General features: G+C 63.1%; 25 protein-coding genes. 6 read left to right on the top strand and 19 right to left on the bottom strand.

Annotated elements, in window-relative coordinates:
* Nucleotides 1–798 carry a hypothetical protein gene (locus MESCI_RS07375; RefSeq protein ID WP_013529332.1) on the top strand — a complete coding sequence of 266 codons (798 nt, stop codon included), beginning with the start codon at nucleotides 1–3 and terminating at the stop codon, nucleotides 796–798.
* A 14-nt stretch (nucleotides 799–812) separates the two neighbouring features.
* Here MESCI_RS07375 and ptsP read toward each other — a convergent pair whose 3' ends face one another.
* From ptsP to MESCI_RS07350, 5 genes are all read right to left on the bottom strand, one after another.
* Nucleotides 813–2,792, bottom strand: coding sequence for a phosphoenolpyruvate--protein phosphotransferase (ptsP, locus tag MESCI_RS07370; RefSeq protein WP_013529331.1), 1,980 nt, complete (start codon nucleotides 2,790–2,792; stop codon nucleotides 813–815).
* Between the two features lie 56 nt (nucleotides 2,793–2,848).
* The gene (locus MESCI_RS07365; RefSeq protein ID WP_013529330.1) at nucleotides 2,849–3,229 is read right to left on the bottom strand and encodes a PTS glucitol/sorbitol transporter subunit IIA; all 381 of its coding nucleotides are present in this window, start codon (nucleotides 3,227–3,229) and stop codon (nucleotides 2,849–2,851) included.
* Nucleotides 3,230–3,338: 109 nt separating this feature from the next.
* Complete coding sequence (gene srlE / locus MESCI_RS07360; RefSeq protein WP_013529329.1) at nucleotides 3,339–4,340, bottom strand: PTS glucitol/sorbitol transporter subunit IIB; 1,002 nt, start codon at nucleotides 4,338–4,340, stop codon at nucleotides 3,339–3,341.
* A 16-nt stretch (nucleotides 4,341–4,356) separates the two neighbouring features.
* Entirely contained in the window at nucleotides 4,357–5,118 is a 762-nt protein-coding gene (gene srlA, locus MESCI_RS07355; protein WP_013529328.1) for a PTS glucitol/sorbitol transporter subunit IIC, read from the bottom strand.
* An 88-nt stretch (nucleotides 5,119–5,206) separates the two neighbouring features.
* On the bottom strand, nucleotides 5,207–5,644 hold the full coding sequence (locus MESCI_RS07350; RefSeq protein ID WP_013529327.1) for a transcriptional regulator GutM: 438 nt from the start codon (nucleotides 5,642–5,644) through the stop codon (nucleotides 5,207–5,209).
* A gap of 196 nt (nucleotides 5,645–5,840) precedes the next feature.
* Here MESCI_RS07350 and MESCI_RS07345 point away from each other — a divergent pair, with 196 nt between their 5' ends.
* Together MESCI_RS07345 and MESCI_RS07340 are read left to right on the top strand one after the other, a co-directional pair.
* Nucleotides 5,841–6,482, top strand: coding sequence for a hypothetical protein (locus MESCI_RS07345; RefSeq protein WP_013529326.1), 642 nt, complete (start codon nucleotides 5,841–5,843; stop codon nucleotides 6,480–6,482).
* Between the two features lie 94 nt (nucleotides 6,483–6,576).
* The gene (locus MESCI_RS07340; protein ID WP_013529325.1) at nucleotides 6,577–7,251 is read left to right on the top strand and encodes an HAD family hydrolase; all 675 of its coding nucleotides are present in this window, start codon (nucleotides 6,577–6,579) and stop codon (nucleotides 7,249–7,251) included.
* On the opposite strand, the gene MESCI_RS07335 is transcribed toward MESCI_RS07340, so the two are convergent.
* The 6 genes from MESCI_RS07335 to MESCI_RS07310 form a co-directional block, all read right to left on the bottom strand.
* Complete coding sequence (locus MESCI_RS07335; protein WP_013529324.1) at nucleotides 7,248–8,411, bottom strand: DUF930 domain-containing protein; 1,164 nt, start codon at nucleotides 8,409–8,411, stop codon at nucleotides 7,248–7,250. The two genes, MESCI_RS07340 and MESCI_RS07335, sit on opposite strands and share 4 nt — an antisense overlap.
* Nucleotides 8,412–8,519: 108 nt before the next feature.
* The gene (locus tag MESCI_RS07330; RefSeq protein ID WP_013529323.1) at nucleotides 8,520–9,278 is read right to left on the bottom strand and encodes a 5'/3'-nucleotidase SurE; all 759 of its coding nucleotides are present in this window, start codon (nucleotides 9,276–9,278) and stop codon (nucleotides 8,520–8,522) included.
* The gene (locus MESCI_RS07325; RefSeq protein ID WP_013529322.1) at nucleotides 9,275–10,441 is read right to left on the bottom strand and encodes an MBL fold metallo-hydrolase; all 1,167 of its coding nucleotides are present in this window, start codon (nucleotides 10,439–10,441) and stop codon (nucleotides 9,275–9,277) included. Before MESCI_RS07325 ends, MESCI_RS07330 begins: the two co-directional genes overlap by 4 nt.
* Nucleotides 10,441–11,520, bottom strand: coding sequence for an ABC transporter ATP-binding protein (locus MESCI_RS07320; RefSeq protein WP_013529321.1), 1,080 nt, complete (start codon nucleotides 11,518–11,520; stop codon nucleotides 10,441–10,443). Before MESCI_RS07320 ends, MESCI_RS07325 begins: the two co-directional genes overlap by 1 nt.
* Nucleotides 11,508–13,211 carry an ABC transporter permease gene (locus MESCI_RS07315; RefSeq protein WP_013529320.1) on the bottom strand — a complete coding sequence of 568 codons (1,704 nt, stop codon included), beginning with the start codon at nucleotides 13,209–13,211 and terminating at the stop codon, nucleotides 11,508–11,510. Before MESCI_RS07315 ends, MESCI_RS07320 begins: the two co-directional genes overlap by 13 nt.
* Nucleotides 13,212–13,303: 92 nt before the next feature.
* Complete coding sequence (locus tag MESCI_RS07310; protein ID WP_013529319.1) at nucleotides 13,304–14,290, bottom strand: ABC transporter substrate-binding protein; 987 nt, start codon at nucleotides 14,288–14,290, stop codon at nucleotides 13,304–13,306.
* A 258-nt stretch (nucleotides 14,291–14,548) separates the two neighbouring features.
* Here MESCI_RS07310 and MESCI_RS07305 point away from each other — a divergent pair, with 258 nt between their 5' ends.
* Nucleotides 14,549–15,520, top strand: a complete 972-nt coding sequence (locus tag MESCI_RS07305; protein WP_013529318.1) for a sugar-binding transcriptional regulator — start codon at nucleotides 14,549–14,551, stop codon at nucleotides 15,518–15,520.
* On the opposite strand, the gene MESCI_RS07300 is transcribed toward MESCI_RS07305, so the two are convergent.
* The 6 genes from MESCI_RS07300 to MESCI_RS07275 all read right to left on the bottom strand — a co-directional run bounded on the left by MESCI_RS07300 (nucleotide 15,517) and on the right by MESCI_RS07275 (nucleotide 22,003).
* Nucleotides 15,517–15,885, bottom strand: a complete 369-nt coding sequence (locus tag MESCI_RS07300; protein WP_013529317.1) for a hypothetical protein — start codon at nucleotides 15,883–15,885, stop codon at nucleotides 15,517–15,519. The two genes, MESCI_RS07305 and MESCI_RS07300, sit on opposite strands and share 4 nt — an antisense overlap.
* Nucleotides 15,886–15,999: 114 nt before the next feature.
* Nucleotides 16,000–17,394 carry a pyruvate dehydrogenase complex dihydrolipoamide acetyltransferase gene (locus MESCI_RS07295; protein ID WP_013529316.1) on the bottom strand — a complete coding sequence of 465 codons (1,395 nt, stop codon included), beginning with the start codon at nucleotides 17,392–17,394 and terminating at the stop codon, nucleotides 16,000–16,002.
* Nucleotides 17,395–17,397: 3 nt separating this feature from the next.
* Nucleotides 17,398–18,396 carry an alpha-ketoacid dehydrogenase subunit beta gene (locus tag MESCI_RS07290; protein ID WP_013529315.1) on the bottom strand — a complete coding sequence of 333 codons (999 nt, stop codon included), beginning with the start codon at nucleotides 18,394–18,396 and terminating at the stop codon, nucleotides 17,398–17,400.
* Entirely contained in the window at nucleotides 18,396–19,424 is a 1,029-nt protein-coding gene (locus MESCI_RS07285; protein ID WP_013529314.1) for a thiamine pyrophosphate-dependent dehydrogenase E1 component subunit alpha, read from the bottom strand. The genes MESCI_RS07290 and MESCI_RS07285 overlap by 1 nt, the downstream gene beginning before the upstream one ends.
* Before the next feature lie 2 nt (nucleotides 19,425–19,426).
* Nucleotides 19,427–20,755, bottom strand: a complete 1,329-nt coding sequence (locus MESCI_RS07280; protein ID WP_013529313.1) for an NAD(P)H-dependent oxidoreductase — start codon at nucleotides 20,753–20,755, stop codon at nucleotides 19,427–19,429.
* A gap of 459 nt (nucleotides 20,756–21,214) precedes the next feature.
* Nucleotides 21,215–22,003: a 3-hydroxybutyrate dehydrogenase gene (locus MESCI_RS07275; protein ID WP_013529312.1), complete on the bottom strand. Its 789-nt coding sequence runs from the start codon at nucleotides 22,001–22,003 to the stop codon at nucleotides 21,215–21,217.
* Between the two features lie 219 nt (nucleotides 22,004–22,222).
* Here MESCI_RS07275 and MESCI_RS07270 point away from each other — a divergent pair, with 219 nt between their 5' ends.
* Entirely contained in the window at nucleotides 22,223–22,969 is a 747-nt protein-coding gene (locus MESCI_RS07270) for an acetoacetate decarboxylase (RefSeq protein ID WP_013529311.1), read from the top strand.
* Between the two features lie 47 nt (nucleotides 22,970–23,016).
* Entirely contained in the window at nucleotides 23,017–24,177 is a 1,161-nt protein-coding gene (locus tag MESCI_RS07265; protein WP_013529310.1) for a patatin-like phospholipase family protein, read from the top strand.
* Between the two features lie 429 nt (nucleotides 24,178–24,606).
* On the opposite strand, the gene MESCI_RS07260 is transcribed toward MESCI_RS07265, so the two are convergent.
* Nucleotides 24,607–26,208 carry an inorganic phosphate transporter gene (locus MESCI_RS07260; RefSeq protein WP_013529309.1) on the bottom strand — a complete coding sequence of 534 codons (1,602 nt, stop codon included), beginning with the start codon at nucleotides 26,206–26,208 and terminating at the stop codon, nucleotides 24,607–24,609.
* Nucleotides 26,209–26,332: 124 nt separating this feature from the next.
* The gene (locus MESCI_RS07255) at nucleotides 26,333–26,866 is read right to left on the bottom strand and encodes a TetR/AcrR family transcriptional regulator (RefSeq protein WP_013529308.1); all 534 of its coding nucleotides are present in this window, start codon (nucleotides 26,864–26,866) and stop codon (nucleotides 26,333–26,335) included.
* Nucleotides 26,867–26,995 lie beyond the last annotated feature (129 nt).

Raw genomic sequence — 26,995 nt, 5'->3', positions numbered from 1 at the left:
ATGCTCCGACAAATCTCCGAAGATGTCCGCGTCAATCTGAAGGACCGGCTGCGGGAAGTCCGCGAAATCATCCGCCAGAGCCGCCATGACGGCAGCGGCGATGCTAGTATCCTGCGCGAAGCAACCAGCCATCTGCCACCGTTTCCAGGCAAGGGCATCGAAGGCCTGCTCAGCCATGCCGCGAGTGCCGTCGACGAAGCACTGTCGATCGCCGAAGCTTTCGTCCCGCATGAGCGCCCGATCAAGGTGGACGGCACCACGGTGAAGGGCCTCGGCACCTATTTCCCGGTCGGCAACGAGGATCGCCAACTGGACGCCGAGCGCCTGTTCCGGCGCGATATGTATTATCTGACCAAAGCGGTGCTTGCCGGCCTGAACATCGACAATGCCCGCATCCACGAAGCCGATTTCGCGGCCGTCCATGCCACGATGCGCAAGCGGCATGGCGATCTCCTGGCCGCATTGGCCGCGCCGGGTGCCGGACTGCAGGCAATCGCGGCCACCTGCTCGGCGCTGCTGGTCGAGTGCCTCAATCAACGTCCCGTTCGCTTTGCCGAGACCGTGCCGGGAACGCCGGCGGGCGGCCGGGCGCTCGACATAAGCTGCCTGGCGCCGCTCGCTTTGGCCTGCGGCCTGGCGACCACCGGCAGGGACGGCGCGCCGGAGCCGGATATGCTGGAGATCGCCATCCTGGCGGCGGATATTCGCCACGATCGCATCGTTCAGGCTTGCGCCAAGGCAAACCCGATCAGTGAATTGACACCGGTCTTCGCCACCTTGCTTGCCCATCTGCCGTAGTCAGCCGGCCTGGGCTAGCCTTCGGCGGCCATGGCCATAATCGCTTTCTTGGCGCGCTGGATCGAAGCCGGGCTCATCGAGAGTTCGGTCAGCCCCATCTTTACGAAGGTCGCAATCAGATCCGGACGGCCGGCCGCCTCACCGCACATGCCGACCATGATACCGGCGGCGACGCCGGCTTTTGCCGTCATTTCGATCGCCGACATGACGGCCGGATTGGTGACGTCGTTGAGCTTGGCGACGGTCGGATTGAGCCGGTCGGCGGCCATGATGTACTGGGTCAGATCGTTGGTGCCGATCGAGAAGAAAGCGACCTCCTTGGCCAGCGCCGGGGCGATGAGCACGGCGGCCGGGGTTTCGATCATGACGCCGAGATCGAATGATGCGTGCGGCACGCCTTCGGCTTTCAGCTCGGCCGTGCATTCGTCGACCAGCACGCGCGTCTGCCTGACCTCCGAGAGGTCGGACACCATCGGCAGCATCACCTTGATGTTGCCGTGCACGGCTGCGCGCAGCAGCGCCCGCAGTTGGCGCTTGAAGATGTCGGGCCGGTCGAGACACATGCGGATGCCGCGCCAGCCGAGGAAGGGATTCTCCTCGTCGGGAAATTCGATGCCGGCAATCGGCTTGTCACCGCCGATGTCGAGCGTGCGCACAATGACCGGATAAGGCGCAAAAGCCTTGGCCAGCGCCGCATAGGTCTCGGCCTGCATGTCTTCCGAGGGCAGATGCATATGGCGCATGAACAAAAGCTCGGTGCGGAACAGGCCGATGCCCATGGCACCAGCCTCTTGCGCCGCTTCGATTTCCTCGAGTGAGCCGATATTGGCCGCCACCTCGATGATCCTGCCGTCGGCGAGCTTCGGCGTCACCGTCTTGAAGACGGTCAGCCCGGCGCGCTCCTTTGCCGCCGCTTCGACGCGGCCGGCGAAATCGGCACGGGTCGCCTCGTCGGGGTCGATGATCACATGGCCGGCATTGCCGTCGAGCGCGACGTCTCGCGCGGTACGCAAGGCATTGACCTGGTCGCCGAGGCCGAGCACTGCCGGAATGCCGTGCGAGCGCGCGATGATGGCGATGTGCGAGGTGGCGCCGCCATGGCCGCACACCACGCCGCCGATACGCTTCAGCGGCGCGCGTGCCAGATCCCAGGCGCCGATGTCGTCGGCGATCAGGATAGCCCCTTCGGGGATGTTTTCGAGGCTGACATCGTCTTGGCCCAGCAACACCAGGCAAATCTGCCGCCCAACGGCGTGGACATCATCTGCCCGCGCGTTGAGATAGTGATCGTCGACGGCGCTGAATTCGGCGGCAATGGTGGAGGCGGCGGTGATGACGGCGGAAACCGCGTCGTTGCCGCCCTTGATCAGGCCCTCGGCCTCACCAGTCAGGCTGTCGTCGGCGGCGATATCGCGCAGCGCGGCGACGATGCCGCGGTCTCCAGCCGACAGGCTGTCCTGCGCCAACGCATGATCCATGCGGGCCTGGACCGCGCCGACAGCCGTGCGGAACCTGTCGATCTCGCCTTTTATCTCCTCGGCCCGCAACATGCGGCCCTGTCCGGCGATATCGGGTGGGAAATGCGCAAAGGCCGGGCCGATGGCGAAACCTTCGCTGGCGGCCACGCCACGCAAGCGGTTTGCCCCGCCAGGTGCCGCCGGCACGGATCCCGGCGCGGGTGCCGCTTCCTGCCCGGCATCGTTGGCTGGGCTCTGCGCTTCCGCTTCATCATCGAGGCCGGCCCGCGGATTCTCGAGATAGCCGATCAGCGCCTCGAGCGCCTCGATGGCATCGGCGCCATTCGCCCGCACCGTGACTTCCTGGTTCTCCTTGACCGCCAGCAGCATCAGCTTGACCGAACTCTTGGCGCTGACCGCCTTGCCGTCCTTGATCAGTTCGACGTCGGATTCGAAGCCCTTGGCGAGCTTCACGAACCGCGTCGCGGGACGGGCGTGCAAACCTTCATGCACTCTGACGATGGTCGAGCGTTCCATGGCAAATACTCTGGTTTTGGGCGCCGCTCCCAACATGGGCCGCGGCGCGAATGCTGTCAGGCGGCGATGGTGATGATCGCGCCGGTCTTCAGGGCGGCCACGAGCGCTTGCGGATCGACTTGCGACGCACAGATCTCGCCCGGTCTCTCGGCCTCGGTAGCGCCGTTGAACGAAATGACGACATGACCCATTTCCAGCACCTTGCTCCACGCGCTGGAGCCGACCGCTGTGATAACAGCGGCAACCGGGCCGAGGGTGATCGAAGCGCCCTTGGCGGGCGCTCCGTCACTTGGTCCCTGCTCCGCCTTGTGGAGCACCGAAACCTCGGCAAGCTCCGGCGGCGAGCCATCCGCAAACAGGATGACCACGCCCCCTTCGGCAAGGTCCGCCACTTCGGGGCCGATGGCAGTGACCCGTGTTCTCAAAAGAACCGTCATATGGCGAACCTCATTTTCTCAAACTTTCCCTAGAGCGGTGAACCGCTCTGTCTCTTTGTTTTGACGCAGTTTCCAAGGGAAAGCATTGTGCGCTTTTCCCGGAATTGCCTTAGAACACGATCAGGCTGACGACCCAGGCGATCAGCACCGAGACCGGACCCATGATCTGGCGGCTGATGAGCACCGCCGGAACGCCGATTTCGATCGTCTTAGGCTTGGCCTCGCCGAGCGCCAGGCCGACGGGGACGAAGTCGCAGCCCACCTGGGTATTGTAGGCAAACAGCGCCGGCAGTGCCATTGCCGGCGAAATCGTGCCGTTGGCGATCTGCGGGCCGATGATGGCGACGCCGATGACCTGCGCGATGACAGCGCCTGGCCCGAGGATGGGCGACAGGAACGGCAGGCCGCAGATCGCCGAGATGATCAGCAGGCCGACGATGTTGTTGGCCAGCGGACCCATCGGCTGCGCCAGCACATCGCCGATGCCGGTATACAGGATCAGACCGATGAGCATGGTCACGAAGGCCATGAACGGCAGCACGTTGCGGATGACCTGGTCGATGGTGCGGCGGCCGGCATTGAAGAAGATGCCGACGATACGTCCCATGACGCGGCCGATCGTGCTGATGAGGCCGATCAGCCCACCTTCGCTCGGCAGCGGCTGTGGTGCCGCGGTCGCATTGTTGTTTGAACTCATCGCTGCTGCTCCCCCTGCAGTCGTGATCGTTTCGGATCCGTCCGCCATTGTGATGTTGGCCGGCTTCACGCCCGAAACGTAGATGTCCTCGGTGATGAACTGGGCCAGCGGCCCGGATTGACCGACCGGCGTCAGATTGACGGTCGGGATACGTTTGCGCGGATAGACGCCGCATCGTGCGGTGCCGCCGCAATCGACGACGACAACCGCCATCTCGCTTTCGATCGGCGGTGCCCTGAAGCCGTCGACGGCCTCGGCGCCGGTCATGTCGGCGATGAGCTGCGCCACCGGGTGAATGCCACCACCGGTGACGGAAACCACCTTGCTGCGCTGTTCGGTCGGCTCGATGATGAGCGGGCCACCCCAGCCGGTTTTGCCCTGGGAGATTTTTACGGCTTTATATGTCTTGGCCATGATGTCCTCCCCGCCCTTACAGCTCGACGCCTTGGCGGCGTGCCATGATCGCGGTGATGCGTTCGGTCAGCATGCCCTTGAGCAGGATGACGACGAGGCCGACGATGGCGTACCAGATCGCCACCTTGACGTGGTAGCCGGCGACGACGACGCCCTTCTTTTCCAGCTCCAGCAGCGCGACGAGAATGCCACCCCAGACGAAATACTCGCCGGGATTGATGTGCGGGAACAGGCCGAGCGGCGGGTGCACATAGGACACGGCCGCGTCATAGAAGGCTGGCTTGTGCTTTTCTTCCAGGAACGATCCGAACGTATAGGCCATCGGATTGGTGAGGAAGAACACCGCCAGCAGCGGCAAAAGCGTGTAGCGCGTCAGCGCGATCCGGCCGGCGCCGCGCGCCAGGCCATGCACGCGCTCTTCACCGACCAGTTCGGTGACGGCATAGAAGGCCGTCATCAGCACGACCAGCGTCGGAATGATGCCGGTGACGAAGCCGGCGAAGACCTCGCCGCCCTTCTGGAAGATGCCGATGAAGTACTTGCCGATGGCGGTCAGCCAGCCGAGCTGCTCTTCCTGCTGGACGTCCTTCAGCTTTTCCTTGAACTGATCGACGGTGATCGGTCCGCTGTCCGCTTGTGCGAGGACAACGAGATGGTCGGAGGCATGCTCGACAGCGAGCTTGCCATGCAATGCGGCATCCGAAACCATGGCACCTGCGACATGCAGATTGTGCACGGCCATGTCGGCATGCTGCGCCAACAACGAAAATACAGACATTTCTCCTCCTTATGCCACCCGCCGGTTGATCCCAGTCGGTGCGCGGCGTCCTCTATCCCTTTGATTTAGAGCCCGAAATCATCCGGCTCTAAGCCCTTGCTACGTTCAAACCGGACAGGCCCGGCTTCTTCCCCGGCTCCGACCGTGTCTTGTCGATCTGCTCGATCGCCCGTTTCACGGCCTCGGCCACACCGGGTTCCCCCTCCCCCATGATTGCAGGGTTGGACCGGAGTCGATCGAGGGGAACACCCTCGAATTCTTCATGTCTCTTGAACTTGGTGAAGACGGAACGGCCGCTCATCACCATCAGGCGGCGCACGACCAGATCGGGCGTCACCACCACGAGCGCGATGGTGCCCTTGGCCAACCGGCCGCGAAAATTGCCGGCTCCGACGAAGCCGTCCTTGTACTGGTCGGTGACGCCCCTGAAGACATCCGAATAATGCCGCATCTGCAGCCAGACGCCGAGCGACTGCAGCGCCCACACGATAACCAGCAGAAGCAGTCCCCACTGCCAAATCGCCATTCGGTTCTCCTCCCGAAGCCTCAGTTGAATCGCACCTTGGACCGGCGCGTGACAACAGCAAAGTGAGAACATTTGTTTCCGAGAATGTCAATATGTATGATATTGGCCTCTGAAGCGGTCATCCACAGGGCCGCTGACAGATTTCGGCGGCGGCGCGCTTGTGCTAGGCTGACCGGGAAACAGGATACGAGGAAACATGGACCTGCCCTTCAGGGACGAACTGGCCTTGATGCCCGATCTTCGCCATCGGCTGCGGCAGTTGCGCTGGTTCCGCGCCACCTTTCGCGGCAGCGCCAAGGTGGTCTCGGACACGTTCGGCGTGCGCTTCGAGATCGACGAGGCCAAGCTCACCAGGGCCTTTCTCGACTGGGTCGAGATCATGGAGGGGCAGAAGCGCTTCGCCGCGATCGACCGCGCCGACTTCATCGTCTTTGCCGCCGGCCTCGTGCTGCGTGAGCTGATAAAACAGGCGCCGGCCAGGGAAATCTCCGGCCTCACGCAGCTGATCGAGACGGAAACGAACGCCGGCACGCTGGAAATCGTCCGCTTCTGGCCGGAGGGTTTCCTCTACACCAACTACTGCGTCTCGGTGATTTCGGCGATCCACGAGCAGGAATTCGGCACGACACCCGGGATCGACAAATGCGCCGACGATTTGCGCACCTGGTGGTCCTATCGCGAGAATGTGACCGAGATGCCGGCCTATGCGGTGGCTTTCCTCGACCGCTTTCTCGGCGCCGAACCCAACTGGATCACCCCGGATCGCGCGCAGTCCCGGCAAGCCATGCAACGGGCGCTCGGGTCTTCCCGTGCGAGCGATGCGTTGCGCCAGCTTTGAGCCCGCTCTTCGCGTCCCCAAAAACGCACGTGCTATTGAACATTTGACTTTTTGCCGATAGCGATGTGCGAAAATTGACTCGAGAGGGAAACGCGTGGCGCGACCAAGGCCTATTATTTTCGATTGCGACGGCGTTCTTGTCGACAGCGAGCCTCTGGCCGCCCGCGCCTATGAGCGCGTCTACGAAAAGCACGGCATGCCCGGCGTCAACACCAGCATCATCGCCCAATGCATCGGCATGAAGCAGTCCGATATCATCGCCAGGATCAAAGATTTGACCGGCCACCAGTTTCCGGCGGCGGCGGACGGCGACATCTGGGCCGAGACCAAGGTGCTGTTCTCGCAGGAATTGAAGCCGACACCGGGAATCACTGCCTTTCTGGAGGCGCTCGCGGGCGATCGCTGTGTCGCCTCGTCCTCCTCCGTCGAGCGCATAAACCACAGCCTTGCGGTGACCGGGCTGGCGCGTTTCTTCGGCGATGCGATCTACAGTTCCTCGATGGTCAAGAACGGCAAGCCCGCGCCGGACATCTTCCTCTTCGCGGCGGACAAGATCGGCGCCAATCCCGTTGACTGCATCGTCATCGAGGACTCGCCCTTCGGCATCCAGGGCGCGATCGCCGCCGGCATGACGGCGATCGGCTACACCGGCGGCGGCCATACCTATGCCGAGCACGCCGCGCGGCTGACGGCTGCCGGTGCCGATTTCGTCTGCGCCGACTGGCAAGAAGTTAGCCGGCAATTGGCTAGGTTTGGTGTGCCGGCCTAGTTTAGACGATACTTTGTGAATCCACGGCTGGCCCATTCGCCAGGCGGCACGAGTGAGCCCACACGGAAGTTGAAGGACAGGACCCTCGTCGCATCGGCGTCGACTTCGCATCGGAAATTTAGGTTGTACCAAGCGTTTCTGGTGCTGAAGGCGGCCTGCGGAGGATTGAGAACATTGCCTTTGTCCAGCGTAATGGTTGGCACCCATTTGACCGTATAGTCGGCACTTTGCAGTTCCCGGCTCAGAACGTTGCCGCAAAGGGTGGCTACCCGCTGACCGCGCGGCACATTCTCCATGGAGCTTGTAGCGAACGCATTGCCGGTTGCCCCTTGCGAGTAAAGCTTTCTGACGCCCGGAAGGCCGGAATAGATTGGTGATCCTGCAACGTCGTCGTTGGTGGGATTTGACCTTCCAGCATTCCCGATCGGCGCTTTGAAAGCTCTTGCGGGTTTGAACGTCATTGTCTTGGCAGGTTTGGACTTTGCCTTTCCAGTCGAAGCTGGAGGCGCCGGCTTGTCACCGGTCTCAGCCGTCAATGGCTTTGGCGTCACGACGGCTTGCTTTTCGTCAGGTTGCGGTGCGAGTTCTTGTTTGTCCGGCTGCTGTTTGTCGGTGTCCTCGGTCGCCTGCTTTTCCTCGCTTTGCGCGGGCTTTTCGTCCGGCGCAACGGTGGCCGGCTTCTCGTCAGGCTTGCTGGGGTCTGCCTTCTGCTGTGGCGTTGCAGCCGGGGCGGGCTCCGTCGGCGCGGGTGTCGGCGCGACAGGCGGCTTTGCAGCCTCATCCTTGGCCGGCGACGGCGTGTTGGGTTTAGCGCTGCTTCCGTCGAGCGATTTCTCCGGCCCGGTATCTTTCTGGCCGTACTGGAAAACGCGCTTCAGAACCTGGTCGTCTGGCGGTTTCGGCGGCGGCGGCTTTTGTTCAGGCGGCTTTTCAGCCTTCTTTTCAGGTGTCGGTTCCGGCGGCTTTGGAGCAGGTTTCGGCTTGGGCTTCTCGGGCGGCGGCACGATCGCGACATTGACGGGCTGTTCCTGCTGAACCGGCTGCTGCTCGGGTCTCGGCAGGCCATAGATCAGAAACGCTGCGATGAGCGCATGCAGGATCAGCGATGCGGGCAAAGCCCACAGCAGATGCCGCCGCCGTTCTCCTGTTTCGCCCTTCATCCGCACCGATGTGGAATGAAATAGCGGCGGCTTCAAGCAGAGGTAGTGGATTGGCTTGATTTAACCGCTGACAGGTTGGTGATCGGATGACGACGCGCAGACCTCAGGTCAGCCAGTTTGCCGCTGGCGCGGGATCCCGTCCAGAAACCGTTCGTCCAGCCGCGTCTCGCCAAGCCAGTTCAGCCGGTTGATGCTGATGAAGCCGGCATCGATCGCGTCGTTCTCGTCGCCCGGCTGGCTGTCGTGAGCCCGCCCGCGCGGCACGGTGATGACCGTGCGGTCGCCGTCGCTCTCCACGATCTCGGCCTTGCGGGCGATCTTGTCGCGACCGATGCGCGGCTGGCGGATTTCGGCCGGCAGCGAGGTCGGCAGGTTGATGCTCAGCCAATGACCCTCAGCGGCCCAGTCGGCGCGCGATTGCCACAGGGACACGATCAGCGCGCCAAGCCATTGGTCGTCGCCATCGGTGAAATCAGGATTTTTCACGCGTGAGAAGCCAATGGCCGGAACGCCCCAGAAAGTCGCCTCCCGCGCGATGCCGAGCGTGCCGGAATAGGCAAGGTCCTCGGCAACGTTGCGGCCATCGTTGACACCCGACAGCACCAGATCTGGCTTCTTCGTATCGGCGAACAACCAGGTCATGGCGCTTACCACGCAATCGGCCGGGGTGCCGGAACAGGCGTACCAGTTCGGTTTGAGGCGCCGCATGGTCAACGGCCTGGCAATCGTCAATGACGAGCCGGCGGCGGTGCGCTTGCCGTCGGGCGCGACCACCCAGACATCGCCGCTCAACGCGCTGGCGGCCGCGACCAGACGGGCAAGCCCCGACGCTTCGATGCCGTCATCGTTGCAGATCAGAATTCTCATCGTTTTCTTGCCTCCGACACCACTATGCGCTGGCCGGTGCGGCACTGCGTGCGCAGCGAGGGGATGTGGGTTTGCAGGTCGCCGAGAAGGTCCGGCGTGCAGGAATGGCCGAGTGCCGCGGGACGGCCGGCCTTCTCCCAGATATCGACATTGCCCGACAGCGTCGGATGGGTCGGCATGCGTACCCAGTCCGCCCGACCGGCCTTGTGCAACAGATCGCCCGGCGAACCTGACGGCAGATGCCCGGTAAGCAGCACCGGAAAACCGGAATGGTCGGCACGCGGCAAGAGGCGCGACGATGGGCCGGCTTCACCCATGCCGTCATCCGCCAGCAGCGGCATGGACGGCAGGGGATCGGCATCGGTCCAGTCGGCTGCGTCTTGCAGGCGGCGGCGCAGCAACGTTGAAACGCCCGGCAACAGGGCTGCCGTGGCGCCGATCTGCGCTTCCAGGGACGAGCGCATGCCGGCATGGATGGCGAACGGCCCTGGCAAGGCCGCGATCAGCTCCAGCGACCGACCCGAGAGCGGCGTCGGCAAAAGACACCCGCCCGAATGCCTCGCAACCCATTGCGAGATTTCGCGCGCACGCGCCGCCCCCGGCACCGGATCGGCGCCATAGGAAGCATCGAGGACAAGCAGGTCGCAGTGCGGGATCGTGTCCATGACGAAGACATTGCTGTCCGGCACCACATCGGCGGAATAGGCGACGCGGCTCTCGCCATCGTCGACGGCAAACCAGACGCCGCCCACGACATGTCCGGAGCGTCCCGTCCGGATCGTAAGATTGCCGCTGTTCAACGTGTCGCCGGGTTCGAACAATTCGATGCGATCTTCGGGAAAAGGAAACCGCCTGAAATCCTCGGGCTCAGCATAGCCCGCGAGCGTGGCAGGCGCCTCGTCGCGGGTCTCGGCCGTCATGAAGATCGGGCCGGCATAGCCGCGCGACAGCAGCCAGCTCAGCGCGCCGACATGATCCTCATGCGCATGCGAGACGAACAGCGCATCGATGTCGGCGACCGAGCCGTTCAGCGCCGGATAGTAGTCCGCCCCCGAGGCGCCGACCTTGATGCCGACGTCGAGCAGGATGCGATCCTTGCCGCTGCTGACAGCAAGGCTGGTGCGGCCCTTTTCGCCAAAACCACCGAGCAGGTCGAGCATCATCACGATGCCGCCCCCGCCGCCGGGATCAGCCAGCCGGAGCGTATCCGCAGGCGTGCCTGGGCTCCGCTCTCCAGCGCGACTGGATCGGGCTGTTCGAAATGCAAGGTGAGGTCGGGATTGGTCGAAGGCGTGAATTCGATGCGCGCCGAGCCACCCTGGTAGATCACCCGCTTGACCAGACCATCGAAGCCGGGACCGTCCGGCGACACGTCGAGATCGGCCGACCGGCAGCAGACCTTTGCCCCGGTTCGCGGCCGCTCGCCTGGCCGGCAGCGGACAATCAGTTCCGCGCCGAGAACGCGGACCTTGCAGTGCCCTCTTTCTTCCGCGCTCAACACATCCGCAGGCAGCAAAATGCCCTGCGAAATGAAGGAAGCCACCATTTCATTTGCCGGCTCATGATAGAGTTCGCGTGGCGTCGCCAGCTGGGCAAGACGCCCGCCATCCATCACCGCGATCCGATCGGCCAGCGCCATCGCCTCGGCCTGGTCATGGGTGATGTAGACGATCGTCGTGCCCGTGCGCTTGTGGAAGGACGCGAACTCGTCCTCCATCGAAGCCCTCAGATGCACGTCGAGATTGGCCAGCGGCTCGTCGAACAGAACCAACGAGGGCGCGGCGACAAGGCAGCGCGCCAATGCCACGCGCTGGCGTTGGCCGCCGGACAGATTGGCCGGCCGACGCTCGCCCAGCCCTTGCAGATTGACGAGGGCGAGTGCGTCTTCAACCTTCCGGCGGGCGACGGCCTTGTCGAGCTTCGCCACCTTCAGCGAATAGCCGATGTTTTCGGCGACCGTCATGTGCGGCCACAGCGCGTAGTTCTGGAAGACGATGCCGACGCGCCGCTTTTCCGGCGCGACGCTGCCGCCCTTGCCCGACACGACCTCGCTGCCGATACGGATCTCGCCTGACGTCACCTTCTCGAATCCGGCAACGAGCCGCAGCAGCGTGGTCTTGCCGCAGCCGGACGGCCCGAGCACTGCCAGGAACTCGCCGTCGCCGACATCGATCGATACGTCCTTGACGGCATCGAAATTGGCGAAGCTCTTGGTCACATTGTCCAGGCTCAATCGCGCCATGGCAGCACTCCGGTCGGAAGGTAGGGGGCAAGCAGATTGGTCACCAGCATCAACAGGAAAGTGACCGCCACAGTGATGACGGACATCGCCGCCGCATAGTTGGAATCGCCGCCCTGCTCGAAGGAAAACATCACGACACCGATCGTCTCCGACCCGGACGACCACAGCAGCGCCGAGACGGTGAGTTCGCTGAGCGCCGTCATGAAGATCAGTAGCCCGCCGGCGATCGCCGCCGGTGCCACCAGCGGAAAGATGATCGTGCGCATGCGCGTGAACAGCCCGGCGCCGGCCACTTGCGCCGCCTCCTCCAGCGCCCGGTCGATCTGGTGATAGCCGCTGATGGTCGGCCGCAATGCCAGCACCAGGAAGCGGGCGAGATAGGCGTAGAGGATGATCCAGACGGTGTTGTAGAGCTGGATGCCGGTCAGCGGGATCGGCCGCAGGAACATGAGCAGCGAGGCGATCGCCAGCACCACGCCGGGCAAGGCATAGGGCAGTTCGACCGACAGATTGAGCAGCCGCACCCAGCGCTGCTTGCCCCAGGCGATCAGATAGCCGATCGGCACGGCGACCAGAACCGCGAAGAAGGCCGCCGCGATCGACAGCCAGAAGCTGTTGAAGAAAGCCCTACTGGCGGCATCATGCTCGAACAGCACGAAGCGATAATTGTCGAGCGTCGCCGTCTTGGCGGTGAGCGCAATGCCGTAGCCCGGCACCAGCGATGTCAGAACCAGCCCGAACAGCGGCAGGACCAGCACCACGATGATCAGCAGCCACATGCCGGCGTGCACGGCGGGCCGCCAGCGGCCGAGCTCATAGGGCTCGGCCGGAAGCGACGTGGAGCTGATGCGATAGTCGCGGCGGCGGCTCATGATCTCCTGGGTAAGGATGCCCGCCATGGCGATAATGCCGATCAGCACCGATAGGAATGCGGTTTCGCCGAGCACGGCGGGGCCGCCGCCGGCCAGCTTCTGATAGATCAGCGTCGGCAGCACGAGATAGTTGGCGGGAATGCCGAGAAAGGCCGGAATGCCGAAATTGCCGACGCATGAGACGAAGGCAAGAGCAGCGGCCGCCATGATCGACGGCGTCATCAAGGGCAGCACGATGGTGACCAGCACGGTGAACCAGCCGGCACCGCCCGCCCGCGCGGCTTCGACCAGCTCGCGCGGCAGCTTGCGCAGCCCGGCGCGCACCAACAGGAAAACCAGCGGGCCATACTGCACGCCGAGCAGCAGGATGATGCCCGATGTCGAATAGAGCGGGTTCCTGGTACCGAGCGGCGGTGCCGCCCCGAACAGCTTGAGGAACGGGCTTGCCGGGCCGAACAATTGCAGCCAGGCCAGCGCCGTCACCTGCGGCGCGATCATCAAGGGCATGACGTAACAGAGCACCATGGCGCTGCGAGCGCGGATATCGGTCAGAGTGACGAGGACGGCCACCAGCGTTCCAGACAGCACCGCAAGCAGGGTGCCGCCGATACCGACGACCAGTGTGTGCCAGGTGGCGATCCAGGTCGCCGGACTGGCGAGCCCCGCCTTTATCGCGACGGTCGACAGCGTGCCGCCGGGCGCCACGATCTCCTTGATCAGGCGCAGCATCGGCAGCAGGGAAAGCAGGGCGATGACGATGGCTACCGCCGCCGTCAGGACCATTTCCTGGCCCCGGCTTTCCCTGATCCGTGTTGACATGATTGCGTTTCCTGGGGTCGATCAGCCGAGGCGATCGGGGTTTTGCCCGTCAGGGATACCGCTGGGACGGCACCCCTGACTGGATTGCCGGCTCAGCCGCCGAACAGTTCCGAGAACTTCGCCTTGTCGGCGTCGGTTTTGGCGACGATTGCCTTGGTGTCGAACGGCATCACCTTGACCTGGACGCCTTCCGGCAGCCATTCGGGGCGGCCGACCGAGGCGCGCGCCGGCAGATAGCCCATCGAAAGCGCAAGCTTCTGGCCGTCATCGGAAAGAATGAAGTCGACGAACTTCTTGGCGCCGTCGACATTCCTGGCAGTCTTCATGATGGCGACCGGTTCGGTCACTGCCGGCACACCTTCCGAGGGGAACACGAACTCGACCGGGGAACCCTTCTTCTTGGCGTTCATCGCCATGAAGTCGACCAGGATGCCATAGGGCTTTTCGCCCGATGCCACCGACTTCAGCACCGCACCATTGCCGCGCACGCTGACGGTGTTGTTGGTCTTCAGCTTCTGGAAGAAATCCCAGCCATAATTGGCGTCGCCGACGAAGCCCGAAAGCAGGTAGGCGGCGGCACCCGAATAGAGCGGGCTCGGCATGACCAGGCCATCGGCATAGGCGGGCTTGGCAAGATCGGCCCAATGCTGCGGCTTCTCGGTCGCAGCGGTGTTGTAAACGATGCCGGTGGTGATCAGCTTGCTGCCGAAATAGGTCTTGTCGGCGTCATAGGCATCCGCTTCGATGCCATCGAGCTTTGCCTCGGGATAGGGCAGTAGCCGGTCGTCCTTCTTCAACAGCTCCATCGAGACCGCATCGGCGATCAGAAGCACGTCGGGCTGCGGGCTGCCGGCGGCAAACTCGGCCGCCATCTTGGTCAGGATGTCGCTCGTTCCGGAGCGATAGATATTCACATCGATACCCGGCTGCGCCTTCTTGAAGGCATCCACGGTCTTGGCCGCGTCGGCTTCCGGCTGGGACGTGTAGAGCGTCAGTGTTTCGGCGTTTGCCACGCCGGCAAACAAAGTTGCTGCGAGCGCCAGCTGGCTGGCCAGCAGCTTGATGAAGTGCGTCTTCAATGAGACCTCCTGTCTTTCTGTGCATGACCGGTCCGGCTCTGGCCGGCTCCCCGTCTCTTCCTCCCTGCACGGCGCATATGACTGGTGGATGACACAGCGCGGGAAACCCACAAAATATGTTCATATGTACGATGTCAATTACAAATGAACAGAAATGTGCGACAATCGACACGCCGCAGATCCGGCATCAGTTGACATCCGGCCGGTATTTCCTTGATGAGCACCGGTCAGGCCACGGCTCATGAGGGACAGGAACCGATGACCACAGAAAAACCCAGACAGGCTCGCCTGCCGATGGTCTCGTCGGACCTTACCGTCAAGACGGCATGGCTCTACTATGTCGAAGGTTTCACCCAGGAACAGATTGCCGAAAAGCTCGATGTCTCCAGGGTGAAGGTCATGCGTACGCTGGCCTCCTGCACCGCCGAGGGCATTGTCGTCACCATGATCAACGCGCCGACCGCCGGGCAGGTGGCGCTCGAGCGGGGACTGGAAAAGCGCTGGGGTCTGAATGCCGCCGTCGTCATCCCGACGCCTTCGGCGCATGACCATCTGGAGAAAGCCATCGGCCATGCCGTCGCGGCCTATCTCGGCGAGCAGATGCAGGACGGCATGACGCTCGCCATCGGTGGCGGCGCGACCCTGCATGCCAGCCTCGGCTTCCTTGCCCGCCGGCAGTTGAAGCGTGCCTGTGTGGTGGCGCTCGTCGGCAGCCTGCCGCACTCGCAATGGATCAATCCGTCCATCGTTGCCGCCAAGGTAGCCGATGTCTTCGAGGTCGACAGCTACCAGATCACCGCGCCGGTCACGGTCGACAATCCCTCGCTGCGCGATCTCCTCTGGGCACAGCCGACCCTGCAGGATGTACGCCAACGCGCGGCCGCCGCCGACATCGCGCTGCTCACCGTCGGCGACATGTCGCCGGACGCCACCATCTTCCGGCATGGCATCGTTCCGTCATCGCTGATCGCTCCGTTGAAAGCGAAGGGCGCGGTCGCCAACATGCTGTGCTATTTCGTCGATGCCAATGGCCGTTTGGTGGACCACGAGGTAAACGGGCGTGTCATGGCCATCGATCTCGATGTGGTCGGCAAGGTGCCGAATGTGGTTCTCGCCGCGGGCGGCAAGCGCAAGGTCGCGGCGATCCTCGCCGCACTGAAAGCCGTCGACACCAATGTGCTGATCACTGACAGCGATACCGCCACGGCGCTGCTTGCCAAGGGCGGTTAGATCAGCCCGCGCTCGCGCAAAAAATCCTCGACGCCGACATGGGTCATGGATTCGAATTCGGCGATCGCCTCGGCCACCCGCTTGCGCTGCGCCGCCAACAGTGTGAACACCTGCTTCATCTCGCCGGAAACACCAAAACGGCTCCACCGCTCGGCGATATGCGTGGGCAGACCGATGTCGGCGCAGAACGCGTCCAGACTGTCATAGCCGAGGCTGGCGACGAGCTGCCTGGTCTCCTCCGCCGACATGCGAGGCTCGAAGGCGTGGTCGTGCAGGCGCTGCGCCACCAGCTTGATGTCGGATGGCGACGCACCCATGACCTTGCCGAACAGGGTTTTGACGTCAGATGGGTCGAATGCAGGCATATTTGGCCTCCCTGGATCGCAATCCAGATAGAACATGGGTCAAGGGTCAGCGCCTGACAAGTCGTTTCTGTCGCAAGCCGGCGCATCAGTCGGCGCCGGCTTCTGCTTGGTGGATCAGACCAGCAGGCCCATCGGATTTTCAAGGAGGTTCTTGAAGGCGACCAGCAGTTCGGCACCCAGCGCACCGTCGACGGCGCGGTGGTCGGTCGACAGCGTCACCGACATCATGGTGGCTATTCTGATCTCGCCATTCTTGACCACCGCCCGCTCCTCGCCGGCGCCGACCGCCAGGATGGTCGCGTGCGGCGGGTTGATGACCGCGGCAAAATCCTTGATGCCGAACATGCCGAGATTGGACACCGCCGTGGTGCCACCCTGATACTCTTCCGGCTTCAGCTTGCGGCTGCGCGCGCGACTGGCCAGATCCTTCATCTCGTTGGAGATGGTGGACAGCGTCTTTTCGTCGGCTTTGCGGATGATCGGTGTGATCAGCCCGCCGGGGATCGACACGGCAACGCCGACATCGGCGTGCTTGTGCTTGACCATGGCGCTTTCAGTCCACGAGGCATTGGCATCGGGCACTGCCTTCAGCGCCATCGCCATCGCCTTGATGACCATATCGTTGACCGACAGCTTGTAGGCCGGAGCATCACCCTTGTCGGTCTTCTTCACCGGGGCTGCCGCATTGATCTGCGTGCGCAGCGCCAGCAGCGCATCGAGCTCGCAGTCGAGCGTCAGGTAGAAATGCGGAATGGTGGTCTTGGCCTCGACCAGGCGGCGCGCAATGGTCTTGCGCATATTGTCATGCGGGACGAGGTCATAGGAGCCCTGTTCGAACAGTTTCAGGACCTGATCGTCCGACATCGCCTTTACCGGCGCGGCAGGAGCAGCAGCCGGCACGCCAGCCGGAGCCTTGGCGGCAGGCGCCGCCTGGGCGCCGCCACCGGCAATCGCCGCGTCGACATCCGCCTTCACCACCCGGCCATGCGGACCGGTGCCAGATACGGTCGAGAGGTTCAGGCCGGCCTCACGGGCCAGGCGCCGGGCAAGCGGTGTTGCACGGCCGGCCGATGGCGATTGGCCGATCTCCCCCCTTGTGGGGGAGATGCCAAGTGGCGGCAAAGAGGGCAGGGCAGAGGGGTGAGTGACAGAATGAGACGTTGGCGCGACAGCGCCCCCCTCTGTCGACTTCGTCGACATCTCCCCCGCGGGTGTGGAGATTGGCGCGACGTCCTGCTTTGCCGCAGCAGCATCAGCCCCATAGGCCTCACCGTCGGCATAGATCCACGCCACGGCAGCGCCGACCGCAATATCGACACCCTCTTTGCCGGTGACATCGCGCAGGACGCCGCTGGCCGGCGCATCGATTTCCATCGCCGCCTTGTCGGTCTCGATCTCGAACAGCACATCGCCCTTCTTGACGTGCGCGCCCTCCTCGGCAAACCAGCGCGAGATCTGTCCGGTCGCCATGTCCATGTCGACCTTGGGAAGAATGACTTCGGTCGGCATATCTCAGCGAACCCCTTTCACGAGGTCGCGCGCGGCAGTGATGATGTCCGGAATTTGCGGCACCGTCACCTTCTCGAGTTCCGGATTGTAGGGGATCGGCGTTTCGGCGCCGCCCAGCCGCACGATCGGCGCGTCGAGATAGTCGAACGCTTCGCTCTCGGCGATCATGGCGCTGACCTCGGCGCCGATGCCCAGCGTCTTGACCGCTTCGTAGACGCATAGCAGCCGCGACGTCTTCTTGACGCTGTCGATGACGGTCTGCTTGTCCATCGGCCGGATGGTCCGGAGATCGACGACTTCGACGTCGATGCCTTCGCTCTCCAGCACGGCTGCCGCGTCGAGCGCCTTCTGCACCATGATCGAGGTGGCGACGATGGTGAGATCCCGGCCTTCGCGGCGGATATCGGCCTTGCCGATCGGCACAGTGTAATAGCCTTCGGGCACCGGGCCCTTCATCTTGTAGAGCAACTTGTGCTCGAAGATCATGACCGGATCGGGATCGGCGACCGCTGCCAAAAGCATGCCCTTGGCATCATAGGGGGTCGCCGGCTGGATGACTTTCAGACCCGGCACATGGCCGAGCCAGGCTTCGAGGCTCTGGCTGTGCTGAGCCGCCGCACCGGTGCCGGAACCGGCGGGAAAGCGCATCACCACGGGAACAGAAACCTCGCCGCCCAGCATGAAGCGCATCTTGGCCGCCTGGTTGACGATCTGCTCCATGGCAAGCGTGGCGAAATCGGAAAACTGGAACTCGAAGATCGGCCGCATGCCGGTGAGCGCAGCGCCCACCGCGACGCCCGCGCCGCCCAGTTCCGAAATCGGCGTGTCGATGACGCGGTCAGCGCCGTAACGTTCGACCAGGTCGCCGGTGACCTGGAAGGCGCCGCCATAGACGCCGATATCCTCGCCCATCAGGAAAACGCGCTCGTCCATGTCCATGGCGATCGCCATGGCCTCCTGGATCGCCTGGGCGTAGCTCAGTTCACGCACCATCGCGTCCATCACGCCTGCTCCGTATACACGTAATTTCCCGTCTCGCTGATATCGGGCGAAGGGCTCGCCTTGGCGAACTCGATGCCCTCGGCGATCTCTTGCGCCACGGCATCGCGAATGGCCTCGATGCCCTTGTCGTCGATGAAGCCGAATTCCCTGAGCTCGCTTTCGAACAGGGTGATCGGATCGCGGTTCGACATCCAGTCCTCGATCTCTTCCTTGGTGCGATAGCGGTTGCGGTCGCTCTTGGAATGGCCGCGATGGCGATAGGTCTTGGACTCGATCAGCGTCGGCCCCTCGCCGGCGCGGGCTCGGGCAACAGCCTGATGAGACGCCTCGGCGACCTCGGAGAAGATGTTGCCGTTGACGATGACGCCCGGCATCGAATAGGCGGCGGCGCGCTCGGCGATGTTCTTGACCGCGGTCGAGCGGGCTGTCGATGTCGACATGCCGTAGCCATTGTTCTCGCAGACGAAAATGACAGGCAGCTTCCAGACCGCCGCCATGTTGAGCGCCTCGTGGAAAGCGCCTTCATTGTTGGCGCCATCGCCGAAGAAGGAGACCACGACCTTGCCGGTCTTCATCATCTTGGAGGACAATGCCGCCCCGACGGCGATCGGAATACCGCCACCGACGATGCCATTGGCGCCGAGATTGCCCTTGCCGACATCGGCGATGTGCATCGAGCCGCCACGGCCCTTGCAATAGCCTGTGGTCTTGCCGAAGAACTCGGCGAACATGCGCTTGACCTCGGCGCCCTTGGCAATGCAGTGGCCGTGACCGCGATGCGTCGAGGTGATCTGGTCATCCTCGGCAAGCGGCATGCAGATGCCCATGGCGCTGGCTTCCTGGCCGATCGACAAATGCATGGTGCCATGGATGAGGCCGCGCGTGTAGCACTCCTCCGCCCCCTCTTCGAAGCGGCGGACCAGGTACATCTTGTGGAGCACCTGCTTGAGCTGCTCGGCGCTGTACTGGCGGTAGACGAAGGGCAGATTGGCGCGACTGTTAGTGACGGCTTTGCTGGCTGTGGCCATGATCACGCTCCCACGGTCCCATAGACGAGCTTGTCCTGGCGAGCGCGCAGTTCGGCGATCTTGGAGCCCGCCGCGGGCGCTGCATTCGCATAGGTTATGAGTTCGCCCTTCTTGATCGGCGCGGTGACCGAGCCGCCCTGCAGCAGGCCGCAGGGAATGGCCTTGGCGGCGCGCGCCTCGGGCGTCGTCATGATCCAGGCGCGGTAGCAATATTCGCCGATCGCATCGAGCTTCTCGCCGGGCTTCATGTCCTTCTTGGCCATGGCGGCGACTTCGGCCACCGGCTTTGCCAGCGGCACCATGTCGGCCTTGCCGTAGAGCACGACGCGCGCGCAGGTCAGCGGCACCTCGAGCGAGGTCAGGTGATAGGGACGATGGAAAGTGAAATACGGGCCTTTGCCCATCTTCAGATCTTCCATGCGCTCGGAGATGCGCGGATGCGACATGTCGGCAACGACGAAGACGCCGGGCGCGACACCCTTGCCGATCGAATAGTCGACGACGCCGACCTTCGACAGAACGCCGCCATCCTTCTGCGGCACCAGCACCTTGGACAGTTCGCCAAGCGTCGCCGCCGGGCCATGCATGCCAGCCTTGTCTGGAACCAGGCCGGTGGCATTGGCGATTGCCGCCATCTCGACCATGGTCTTGGAGCCGTCGACGAATTCGACCAGCATGCGGACATTCATGTGCCGGCGCTTGGCTTCCTCCTCATAGTCCGGGGGAATGGCGTCGATGTTGAGCGGATTGTTCTTGCCCTTGCCGGCGGCAACGATCGGGTGACCCATGGCCGAGACGAACTCGATCAGCTCCATGCAGGAGGACGGCTCATCGCCGGCGCCCAGTGAATAGGTGACGCCGAGCCGGTCGGCCTCGCTTTTCAGATAGGCGCCGATGGTGACGTCGGCCTCGACATTCATCATCACCAGATGCTTGCCATGCTCCATGGCGCGCAGCCCGATCTCGGCGCCAACGGCGGGAACCCCGGTGGCATCGATGACGACGTCGATCAGATCATTGTTGATGACAAGGTCGGCGTCGTTGGTGACCGCCACCTTGCCGGCTTCCATCGCCGACGTCATAGCCGAAGCATTCGACACTTCGCGCGCATGCCCGGTTTCCTGGAAAGCGATATCGACGGCCTTGCTGGCAGCCGGCAGGTTCAGTTCGGAAATGGCGCCGATCTCGATGCCCGACATATGGGCGACACGAGTGACGATGTCGGTTCCCATCTCGCCCGAGCCGATCAGGCCGATGCGGATAGGCTTGCCCGACTTTGCGCGTTCCTCGAGATCGCGGGCAAGACCCGTCAACGAAACATTGGAAGCCATACCGCTCGTTCCTCCCATAATGCAGGCTTGTTCGATTGCCTGACGGGTATTGAACATCTGTATTTCTGTCAAGACTAATGTCCATATTCCCGTGCTTTTTGGACACTTTCACCGTAGTCCGGCGGGACGAGAAAGAGGCTGGGAAACCCGATGCCGCGCAGTCGCCGTCAGTGCGCGGATGGGCATCGGTTGGGATCGTTCAGTTCAGCAACGGCGCAGCCTGTTGCGCTGCCGTGCAATAGGCCGGCACATGCGACTGGCGGCATCTTGGCCCTCGCGGGAAGTCTTGCTCAGTGTCCCGCTAAGCCTGCCGGAGACGGGCAACCCGCCGCGTCGATCGGAAAATCATGGAAATGCACGACCACGGCATCCGCATCGATTAAGATCACGGCATAGGCGGGTGCTTTTCTGCCAGCGCCCAGCGGCACCAGCAGGCAAACGGAACGCTTGGATTATCCTCTACTGTGCCGTCCAGCCGCCATCCATCGGCAAGGTGGTGCCGGTGACCTGCCTGGCCGCGTCCGAACACAGGAACAGCGTCAGCGCGGCGAGCTCGTCGACGGTGACGAATTCCTTGGTCGGCTGGGCGGCGAGCAGCACATCGTGCTTGACCTGTTCCTCGGTCATGCCGCGCGCCTTCATCGTGTCGGGAATCTGCCTTTCGACCAGCGGCGTCCAGACATAGCCCGGCGCGATCGCATTGACGGTGACGCCGTCGAGCGCTGCTTCGAGCGCTACCGTCTTGGTGAGGCCCGCAATGCCGTGCTTGGCCGACACATAGGCCGACTTGAACGGCGAGGCGACCAGCGCATGCGCCGAGGCGGTGTTGATGATACGGCCCCATTTGCGCGTCTTCATGCCCGGCAGTGCCGCCTTGATGGCGTAGAACGCGGCGAGCAGATTGATGCGGATGATGGCTTCCCACTTGTCATCGGGAAACTCCTCGATCGGCGCGACATGCTGGATGCCGGCATTGTTGACCAGGATATCGAGACTGCCGAAGGCAGCCTCGGCCTCATGCACCATGGCGCTGACCGCCGCGCCATCCATCATGTTGGCACCGGAATAGCGGCACTTGACGCCGAAATCCCTCTCGATGCCGGTGCGCTCCTGCTCGATGGCAGCCGCATCGCCAAGGCCGTTGATGGTGACATTGGCGCCTTCGGCGGCAAAGGCGCGGGCGATGGCCAGGCCGATGCCGCTGGTCGAGCCGGTGACGAGGGCGTTCTTCGAAGACAGGAAACCCATGATGATCTCGCAAGAGGTGGGAGGGAACGAACGGGGCCGCCTTTGTGCGCCGCACCATGACAGTGCCATAGCCATATGTCGGTGCGATTACAGGGTTGAAACGGCCGTCGACAGGCCCCTTGGGCGGCTGTCAGGCGGCTGACACGGCACTGTCATGGTGCCGTGCAACATAATCCGGAGCGCGCGCAGTCATTCCTGAACCAAAATGGGGCTACAGCCTTGCAGATCGCCGATGTCATGAAGCGCGCCTATGCGATGCCGCTGACCAACCCCTCCTTTCCGCCCGGGCCGTACCGTTTCTTCAACCGCGAATACGTCATCATCACCTACCGCACGACGCGCGAGGCGCTAGAGGCTGTCGTGCCGGAGCCGCTGGAAATCGACGAGCCGCTGGTCAAATACGAATTCATCCGCATGCCTGACTCGACCGGTTTCGGCGACTACACCGAGACCGGCCAGGTCATCCCGGTGCGCTACAAGGGCCAGCACGGCGCCTACGTCCATTCGATGTATCTCGACGACGACGCGCCGATCGCCGGCGGCCGCGAACTGTGGGGCTTTCCCAAGAAGCTTGCCAATCCCAAGATCGTGCATGAAGGCGAGGTCATCGTCGGCACGCTGCACTATGGCAGCGTTCTGTGCGCCACCGGCACGATGGGCTACAAGCACAAGGAAGCCGATCACGGCTCTGTCCTCGCTTCGCTGGCCGCGCCCAATTTCCTGATCAAGATCGTCCCGCATGTCGACGGCACGCCGCGCATCTGCGAACTGGTCCGCTACCACCTCACCGACATCACGCTGAAGGAAGCCTGGACTGCGCCCGCCGCGCTCGATTTGCGGCCGCATGTCATGGCCGACGTGGCGCGGCTGCCGGTGCTCGACATTGTATCCGCCGTCCACTTCACCGCCGATCTGACGCTTGGGCTGGGCGAAGTGGTTCACGATTATCTCGCCGACCGCACCTGAGCTGCACAAGCCTTTCAGAGCCCAAACAGAAGTCGGAGACCAAAGCCGTGCTCGAACGCAATCGCAACAAGGAGGCCACCGCCACCATCGCGGAGATCTCGGCGCAGTATGACCGCGTCGCGCTGGTGTTTCAGGGAGGCGGCGCGCTCGGCGCCTACCAGGCTGGGGTGTACCAGGCATTGGCAGAGGCCGGCTGCGAGCCGAGCTGGCTTTCCGGCGTGTCGATCGGCGCCATCAATGCGGCGATCATCGCCGGCAATGAGTCGAGCCGCCGGCTGCAGCGCCTCGAGCAATTCTGGCAGACGATTTCGGGTCGCAAGATCTGGGCCTATACGCCGGAAGGCGACATCTACCGTGATATCCGCAATCGCACCAGTTCGTGGATGACCATGGTCATGGGGCAGCCGGGCTTCTTCAAGCCGCGCAATCCTAACCCCTGGATGGAGCAGCCCGGCGCCGAGGGCGCCACCAGCTTCTACGACACGGCCGAGCTGAAGGAGACGCTGCAAAGCCTGATCGACTTCGACATCCTCAACGACGGCAAGAAGCGGTTGAGCGTCGGCGCGGTCAATGTCCGGACCGGCAACTTCGTCTATTTCGACACCGACAAGGTCCGCATCGAACCGGAGCACATCATGGCCAGCGGCGCGCTGCCGCCGGCGTTCCCGTCGATCCGCATCGAAGGCGAATATTACTGGGACGGGGGCATCGTCTCCAACACGCCGCTGCAATATCTGCTCGACCAGGAAGAGGACCGTTCCTCGCTGGTTTTCCAGGTCGACCTGTTCAGCGCGCGAGGCGTCCTGCCGCGCCGCATGCCGGACGTGCTGTCGCGCCACAAGGACATCATGTATTCGAGCCGCACACGGCAAAACACTGATAATTTCAAACGCATCCACGGTCTCAAGATGCGCCTGCTCGATGCACTGAAACGGGTGCCGAAGGAGTTGCGGACGCCGGCCGAGGAAGCGCTGATCGAGGACTATTCGGACGCCGGCACCGTCAACATCGTGCACCTGATCTATCAGCACAAAGGCTATGAGGGTCACGCCAAGGACTATGAGTTCTCAGGCACCTCGATGCGCGAGCATTGGGAGACAGGGTTGGAGGACACGCAGCGCACCTTGCGCCATCGTGAGTGGCTGACGATGCCGACCAATGTCGACGGTGTCGCCATCCATGACCTGCATCGCGAAGACCCGACGTAGCCAGGCCGGTTATGCCCAACGGTTCAGCGTTGTTGGCCAGGATTCGTTTGAACGGCCATCGCCAACGCTCGAGATTGGCCGACGCCTCCAAACTTCGTCATCCCTGGGCGAAGCAGGAGCGAAGCTCCGTCGCGGAGACCCTGGGATCCATGCCGTGATCTTTGCCACGGAGTGCAGCGGAGCAGAATTCTGCACCGCGGCAACGCTCAGGAGTCGCGGCATGGATCCTATGGTCTGCGCCGCGTCGCTTCGCTCCCTGCTCCGCCACAGGATGACGAAGCGAAAGGCGTTTCGGCCAATTTCCTAGGCATGTTCCACGTCAACAGAAACGAATACGTCTTCGCCCCTTGAACGCAGTGCTCACTTAAAGAAAAAAGGCAGCGCCGGTCACCCGGCGCTGCCTTTTCTTTGGACGCTTATACGCTCGGCTCAGAACACCTGGCGGAAGATGATGAACAGCACGAAGGCCAGCGTGATCGAGCACGGCAGCGTCAGCACCCAGGCAAGCAGCAGATTGCGCACCGTCGCCCATTGCAGCCCCGAACCGTTCGCCGCCATCGTTCCGGCAACGCCCGACGACAGCACATGCGTCGTCGACACCGGCAGTCCCAGCCGATCGGCCATGCCGATGGTCACCATCGCCACGAGTTCGGCCGCCGCACCCTGGCCGTAGGTCAGATGGCTCTTGCCGATCTTCTCGCCGACCGTGACGACGATGCGTTTCCAGCCGACCATGGTGCCGAGGCCGAGCGCCAGCGCGACGGCGACCTTCACCCAGATCGGGATGAACTTCGTCGCGTTGTCGACGGCCTTGTGATAGTCGGTGACCGCTTTCAGATCGGCCGCCTCCATCGGCAGCAGCTGCTTCTTGTCGATTAGCTTGAGCGCTTCGCCGATCAAATAGATGTCGTTGCGGGCGTTGCTGACCAGATCGGTCGGCACCGTCTCGACCGAGGCATAGGGCTGCAGGCCAGCCGTCGTGTTGTGGATGTAGGTCTGCAGCGCAACCGTCGTCTGGTCGTTCCAGGTCCTGGTGCGCACGGCATCCTGGACGGCGGCCTTGGCATCGGTGACGGTGACCCCGGGCTTGGCATATTTGCCCAGCGCCGTTTCGACGCTGACCGAGGCAGACTTGTAGGCTTCGAGATAGTTGATGTCGGGGGTGCGGTTCAGCGCATAGGCCGTCGGCACGACGCCGATCAGGATCAGCATGATCAGGCCCATGCCCTTCTGTCCGTCATTGGAGCCATGCGCAAAGCTGACGCCGGTGCAGGTGAAGATGAGCAGGCCACGGATCCACCATGGCGGCGGCGTGTTGCCCTTCGGCGCCTCGTAGAGCGCCGGATTGCGCACCAGCAGCTTCATTACATAGAGCAGGATCGCCGCGGCGAAGAAGCCGATGATCGGCGACACCAGCAGGGTGACGCCGACATTGGTCGCCTGCGACCAGTCGACGCCGCTGGTGGCGCTGCCGGCGGGCGCCATGAACTGGTTGGCAAGGCCGACGCCGATGATCGAACCGACCATCGTGTGCGAGCTCGACGCCGGCAGTCCGAGGAACCAGGTGCCGAGATTCCACAGGATCGCCGCCACAAGCAGCGCGAACACCATGGCGAAGCCCGAGGACGAGCCGACCTGCAGGATCAACTCGACCGGCAGCAGCGACAGGATGCCGAAGGCGACCGCGCCGCTGGAGGTGAGAACCCCGAGGAAATTGAAGGCGCCCGACCACATGACGGCGAATTCGGCCGGCATCGAGCGCGTGTAGATGACCGTCGCCACCGCATTGGCGGTGTCATGGAAGCCGTTGACGAACTCGAAGCCGAGCGCGATCAGCAAGGCGATGCCAAGCAGGATCCACGGCACGGTCTTGGCCACCGCAAGATCCTGGCTGAGCGCGTAGCCGACATAGGCGATGCCGACGAGCACCAGCACGCCGAAGGCCGGCAGGAACCACTTCGCGCTGCCCGATTGATCCAGCGGATGATCCGGTCTCGGAATGCCCGCCTCGCTAGAAACTATGTCCACCATGTCCCACTCCAGATGCATTGCAGCAAAGAACTGGGAAGACGCTATGTCCGCACGATGAACCCTGTGTGACGCCGGCGAACGCCGCGTTCACGAACAGGCCCGCCGAAAAGCGGGTGGGCGGCGCCTATTTGGCAATCTCGAGCAGGGACGATACCAACAACTGGCGCTCGTCTTTCGACAGGACATCCGAATCGAAGAGGTTCATGCTGCGCAATCCCTCGATGGCGAGATAGCAGATCAACAGCGATTTGAGATCCGGCGTCTCGCCCTTCAGCCGCTCGAAAAGCTGCCGCTTGAAGGTCTTTATCGGCATCATGAAATCGGGATCCTCGGCGATAGCCGAGAAGATCCAGGACGCCGACGGCTGCTTTTCCTCGCAATCATTGGCCGACAGCCTGATGTAGACGGCCAGGGGATTTTCGTCCTTGTCATTTGTGCGGGCGGCTTCCAGCGCGTGCTCGAACTCGCGCAGATAGCCTTCGACCAAACCTTGCATCAATTTGGCCTTGGTCGGGAAATTGTAGAGGAGCCCTCCCTTCGACACGCCGGCACGGCTGGCGACGGCATCCAGCGACAGGCTGCCTGGTCCGGATTCCCGGGCAACATCAGCCGCCGCGGCGAGAATCTTCTCGCGCGAATTCGGTCTTTGGGCTCTCATGGTGCCTCCCATCGCAAGCTTAGGCCCAATTGACAAGACCGTCCAGACGGTACAGGAAGACCGCCATTATTTGAAATCGGGACCCGCAGTCGGTATGTGTCCCGATATCCGCGCTTCGCGCCGGATTTC

Source organism: Mesorhizobium ciceri biovar biserrulae WSM1271, assembly GCF_000185905.1.
Classification (GTDB): domain Bacteria; phylum Pseudomonadota; class Alphaproteobacteria; order Rhizobiales; family Rhizobiaceae; genus Mesorhizobium; species Mesorhizobium ciceri.
This window is presented reverse-complemented; position numbering and strand designations above follow the sequence as displayed.

Excerpts from the sequence above, each read along its gene's own strand:
- srlA (WP_013529328.1), bottom strand. The coding sequence starts at position 5,118 with ATGTCTGTATTTTCGTTGTTGGCGCAGCATGCCGACATGGCCGTGCAC.
- MESCI_RS07315 (WP_013529320.1), bottom strand. The coding sequence starts at position 13,211 with ATGTCAACACGGATCAGGGAAAGCCGGGGCCAGGAAATGGTCCTGACG.
- MESCI_RS07365 (WP_013529330.1), bottom strand. The coding sequence starts at position 3,229 with ATGACGGTTCTTTTGAGAACACGGGTCACTGCCATCGGCCCCGAAGTG.
- MESCI_RS07275 (WP_013529312.1), bottom strand. The coding sequence starts at position 22,003 with ATGGGTTTCCTGTCTTCGAAGAACGCCCTCGTCACCGGCTCGACCAGC.
- MESCI_RS07320 (WP_013529321.1), bottom strand. The coding sequence starts at position 11,520 with ATGGCGCGATTGAGCCTGGACAATGTGACCAAGAGCTTCGCCAATTTC.
- MESCI_RS07305 (WP_013529318.1), top strand. The coding sequence starts at position 14,549 with ATGACCACAGAAAAACCCAGACAGGCTCGCCTGCCGATGGTCTCGTCG.
- MESCI_RS07255 (WP_013529308.1), bottom strand. The coding sequence starts at position 26,866 with ATGAGAGCCCAAAGACCGAATTCGCGCGAGAAGATTCTCGCCGCGGCG.
- MESCI_RS07325 (WP_013529322.1), bottom strand. The coding sequence starts at position 10,441 with ATGATGCTCGACCTGCTCGGTGGTTTTGGCGAAAAGGGCCGCACCAGC.
- srlE (WP_013529329.1), bottom strand. The coding sequence starts at position 4,340 with ATGGCCAAGACATATAAAGCCGTAAAAATCTCCCAGGGCAAAACCGGC.
- MESCI_RS07330 (WP_013529323.1), bottom strand. The coding sequence starts at position 9,278 with ATGAGAATTCTGATCTGCAACGATGACGGCATCGAAGCGTCGGGGCTT.
- MESCI_RS07335 (WP_013529324.1), bottom strand. The coding sequence starts at position 8,411 with ATGAAGGGCGAAACAGGAGAACGGCGGCGGCATCTGCTGTGGGCTTTG.
- ptsP (WP_013529331.1), bottom strand. The coding sequence starts at position 2,792 with ATGGAACGCTCGACCATCGTCAGAGTGCATGAAGGTTTGCACGCCCGT.
- MESCI_RS07375 (WP_013529332.1), top strand. The coding sequence starts at position 1 with ATGCTCCGACAAATCTCCGAAGATGTCCGCGTCAATCTGAAGGACCGG.
- MESCI_RS07350 (WP_013529327.1), bottom strand. The coding sequence starts at position 5,644 with ATGGCGATTTGGCAGTGGGGACTGCTTCTGCTGGTTATCGTGTGGGCG.
- MESCI_RS07285 (WP_013529314.1), bottom strand. The coding sequence starts at position 19,424 with ATGGCCACAGCCAGCAAAGCCGTCACTAACAGTCGCGCCAATCTGCCC.
- MESCI_RS07280 (WP_013529313.1), bottom strand. The coding sequence starts at position 20,755 with ATGGCTTCCAATGTTTCGTTGACGGGTCTTGCCCGCGATCTCGAGGAA.
- MESCI_RS07345 (WP_013529326.1), top strand. The coding sequence starts at position 5,841 with ATGGACCTGCCCTTCAGGGACGAACTGGCCTTGATGCCCGATCTTCGC.
- MESCI_RS07295 (WP_013529316.1), bottom strand. The coding sequence starts at position 17,394 with ATGCCGACCGAAGTCATTCTTCCCAAGGTCGACATGGACATGGCGACC.
- MESCI_RS07290 (WP_013529315.1), bottom strand. The coding sequence starts at position 18,396 with ATGGACGCGATGGTGCGTGAACTGAGCTACGCCCAGGCGATCCAGGAG.
- MESCI_RS07260 (WP_013529309.1), bottom strand. The coding sequence starts at position 26,208 with ATGGTGGACATAGTTTCTAGCGAGGCGGGCATTCCGAGACCGGATCAT.
- MESCI_RS07300 (WP_013529317.1), bottom strand. The coding sequence starts at position 15,885 with ATGCCTGCATTCGACCCATCTGACGTCAAAACCCTGTTCGGCAAGGTC.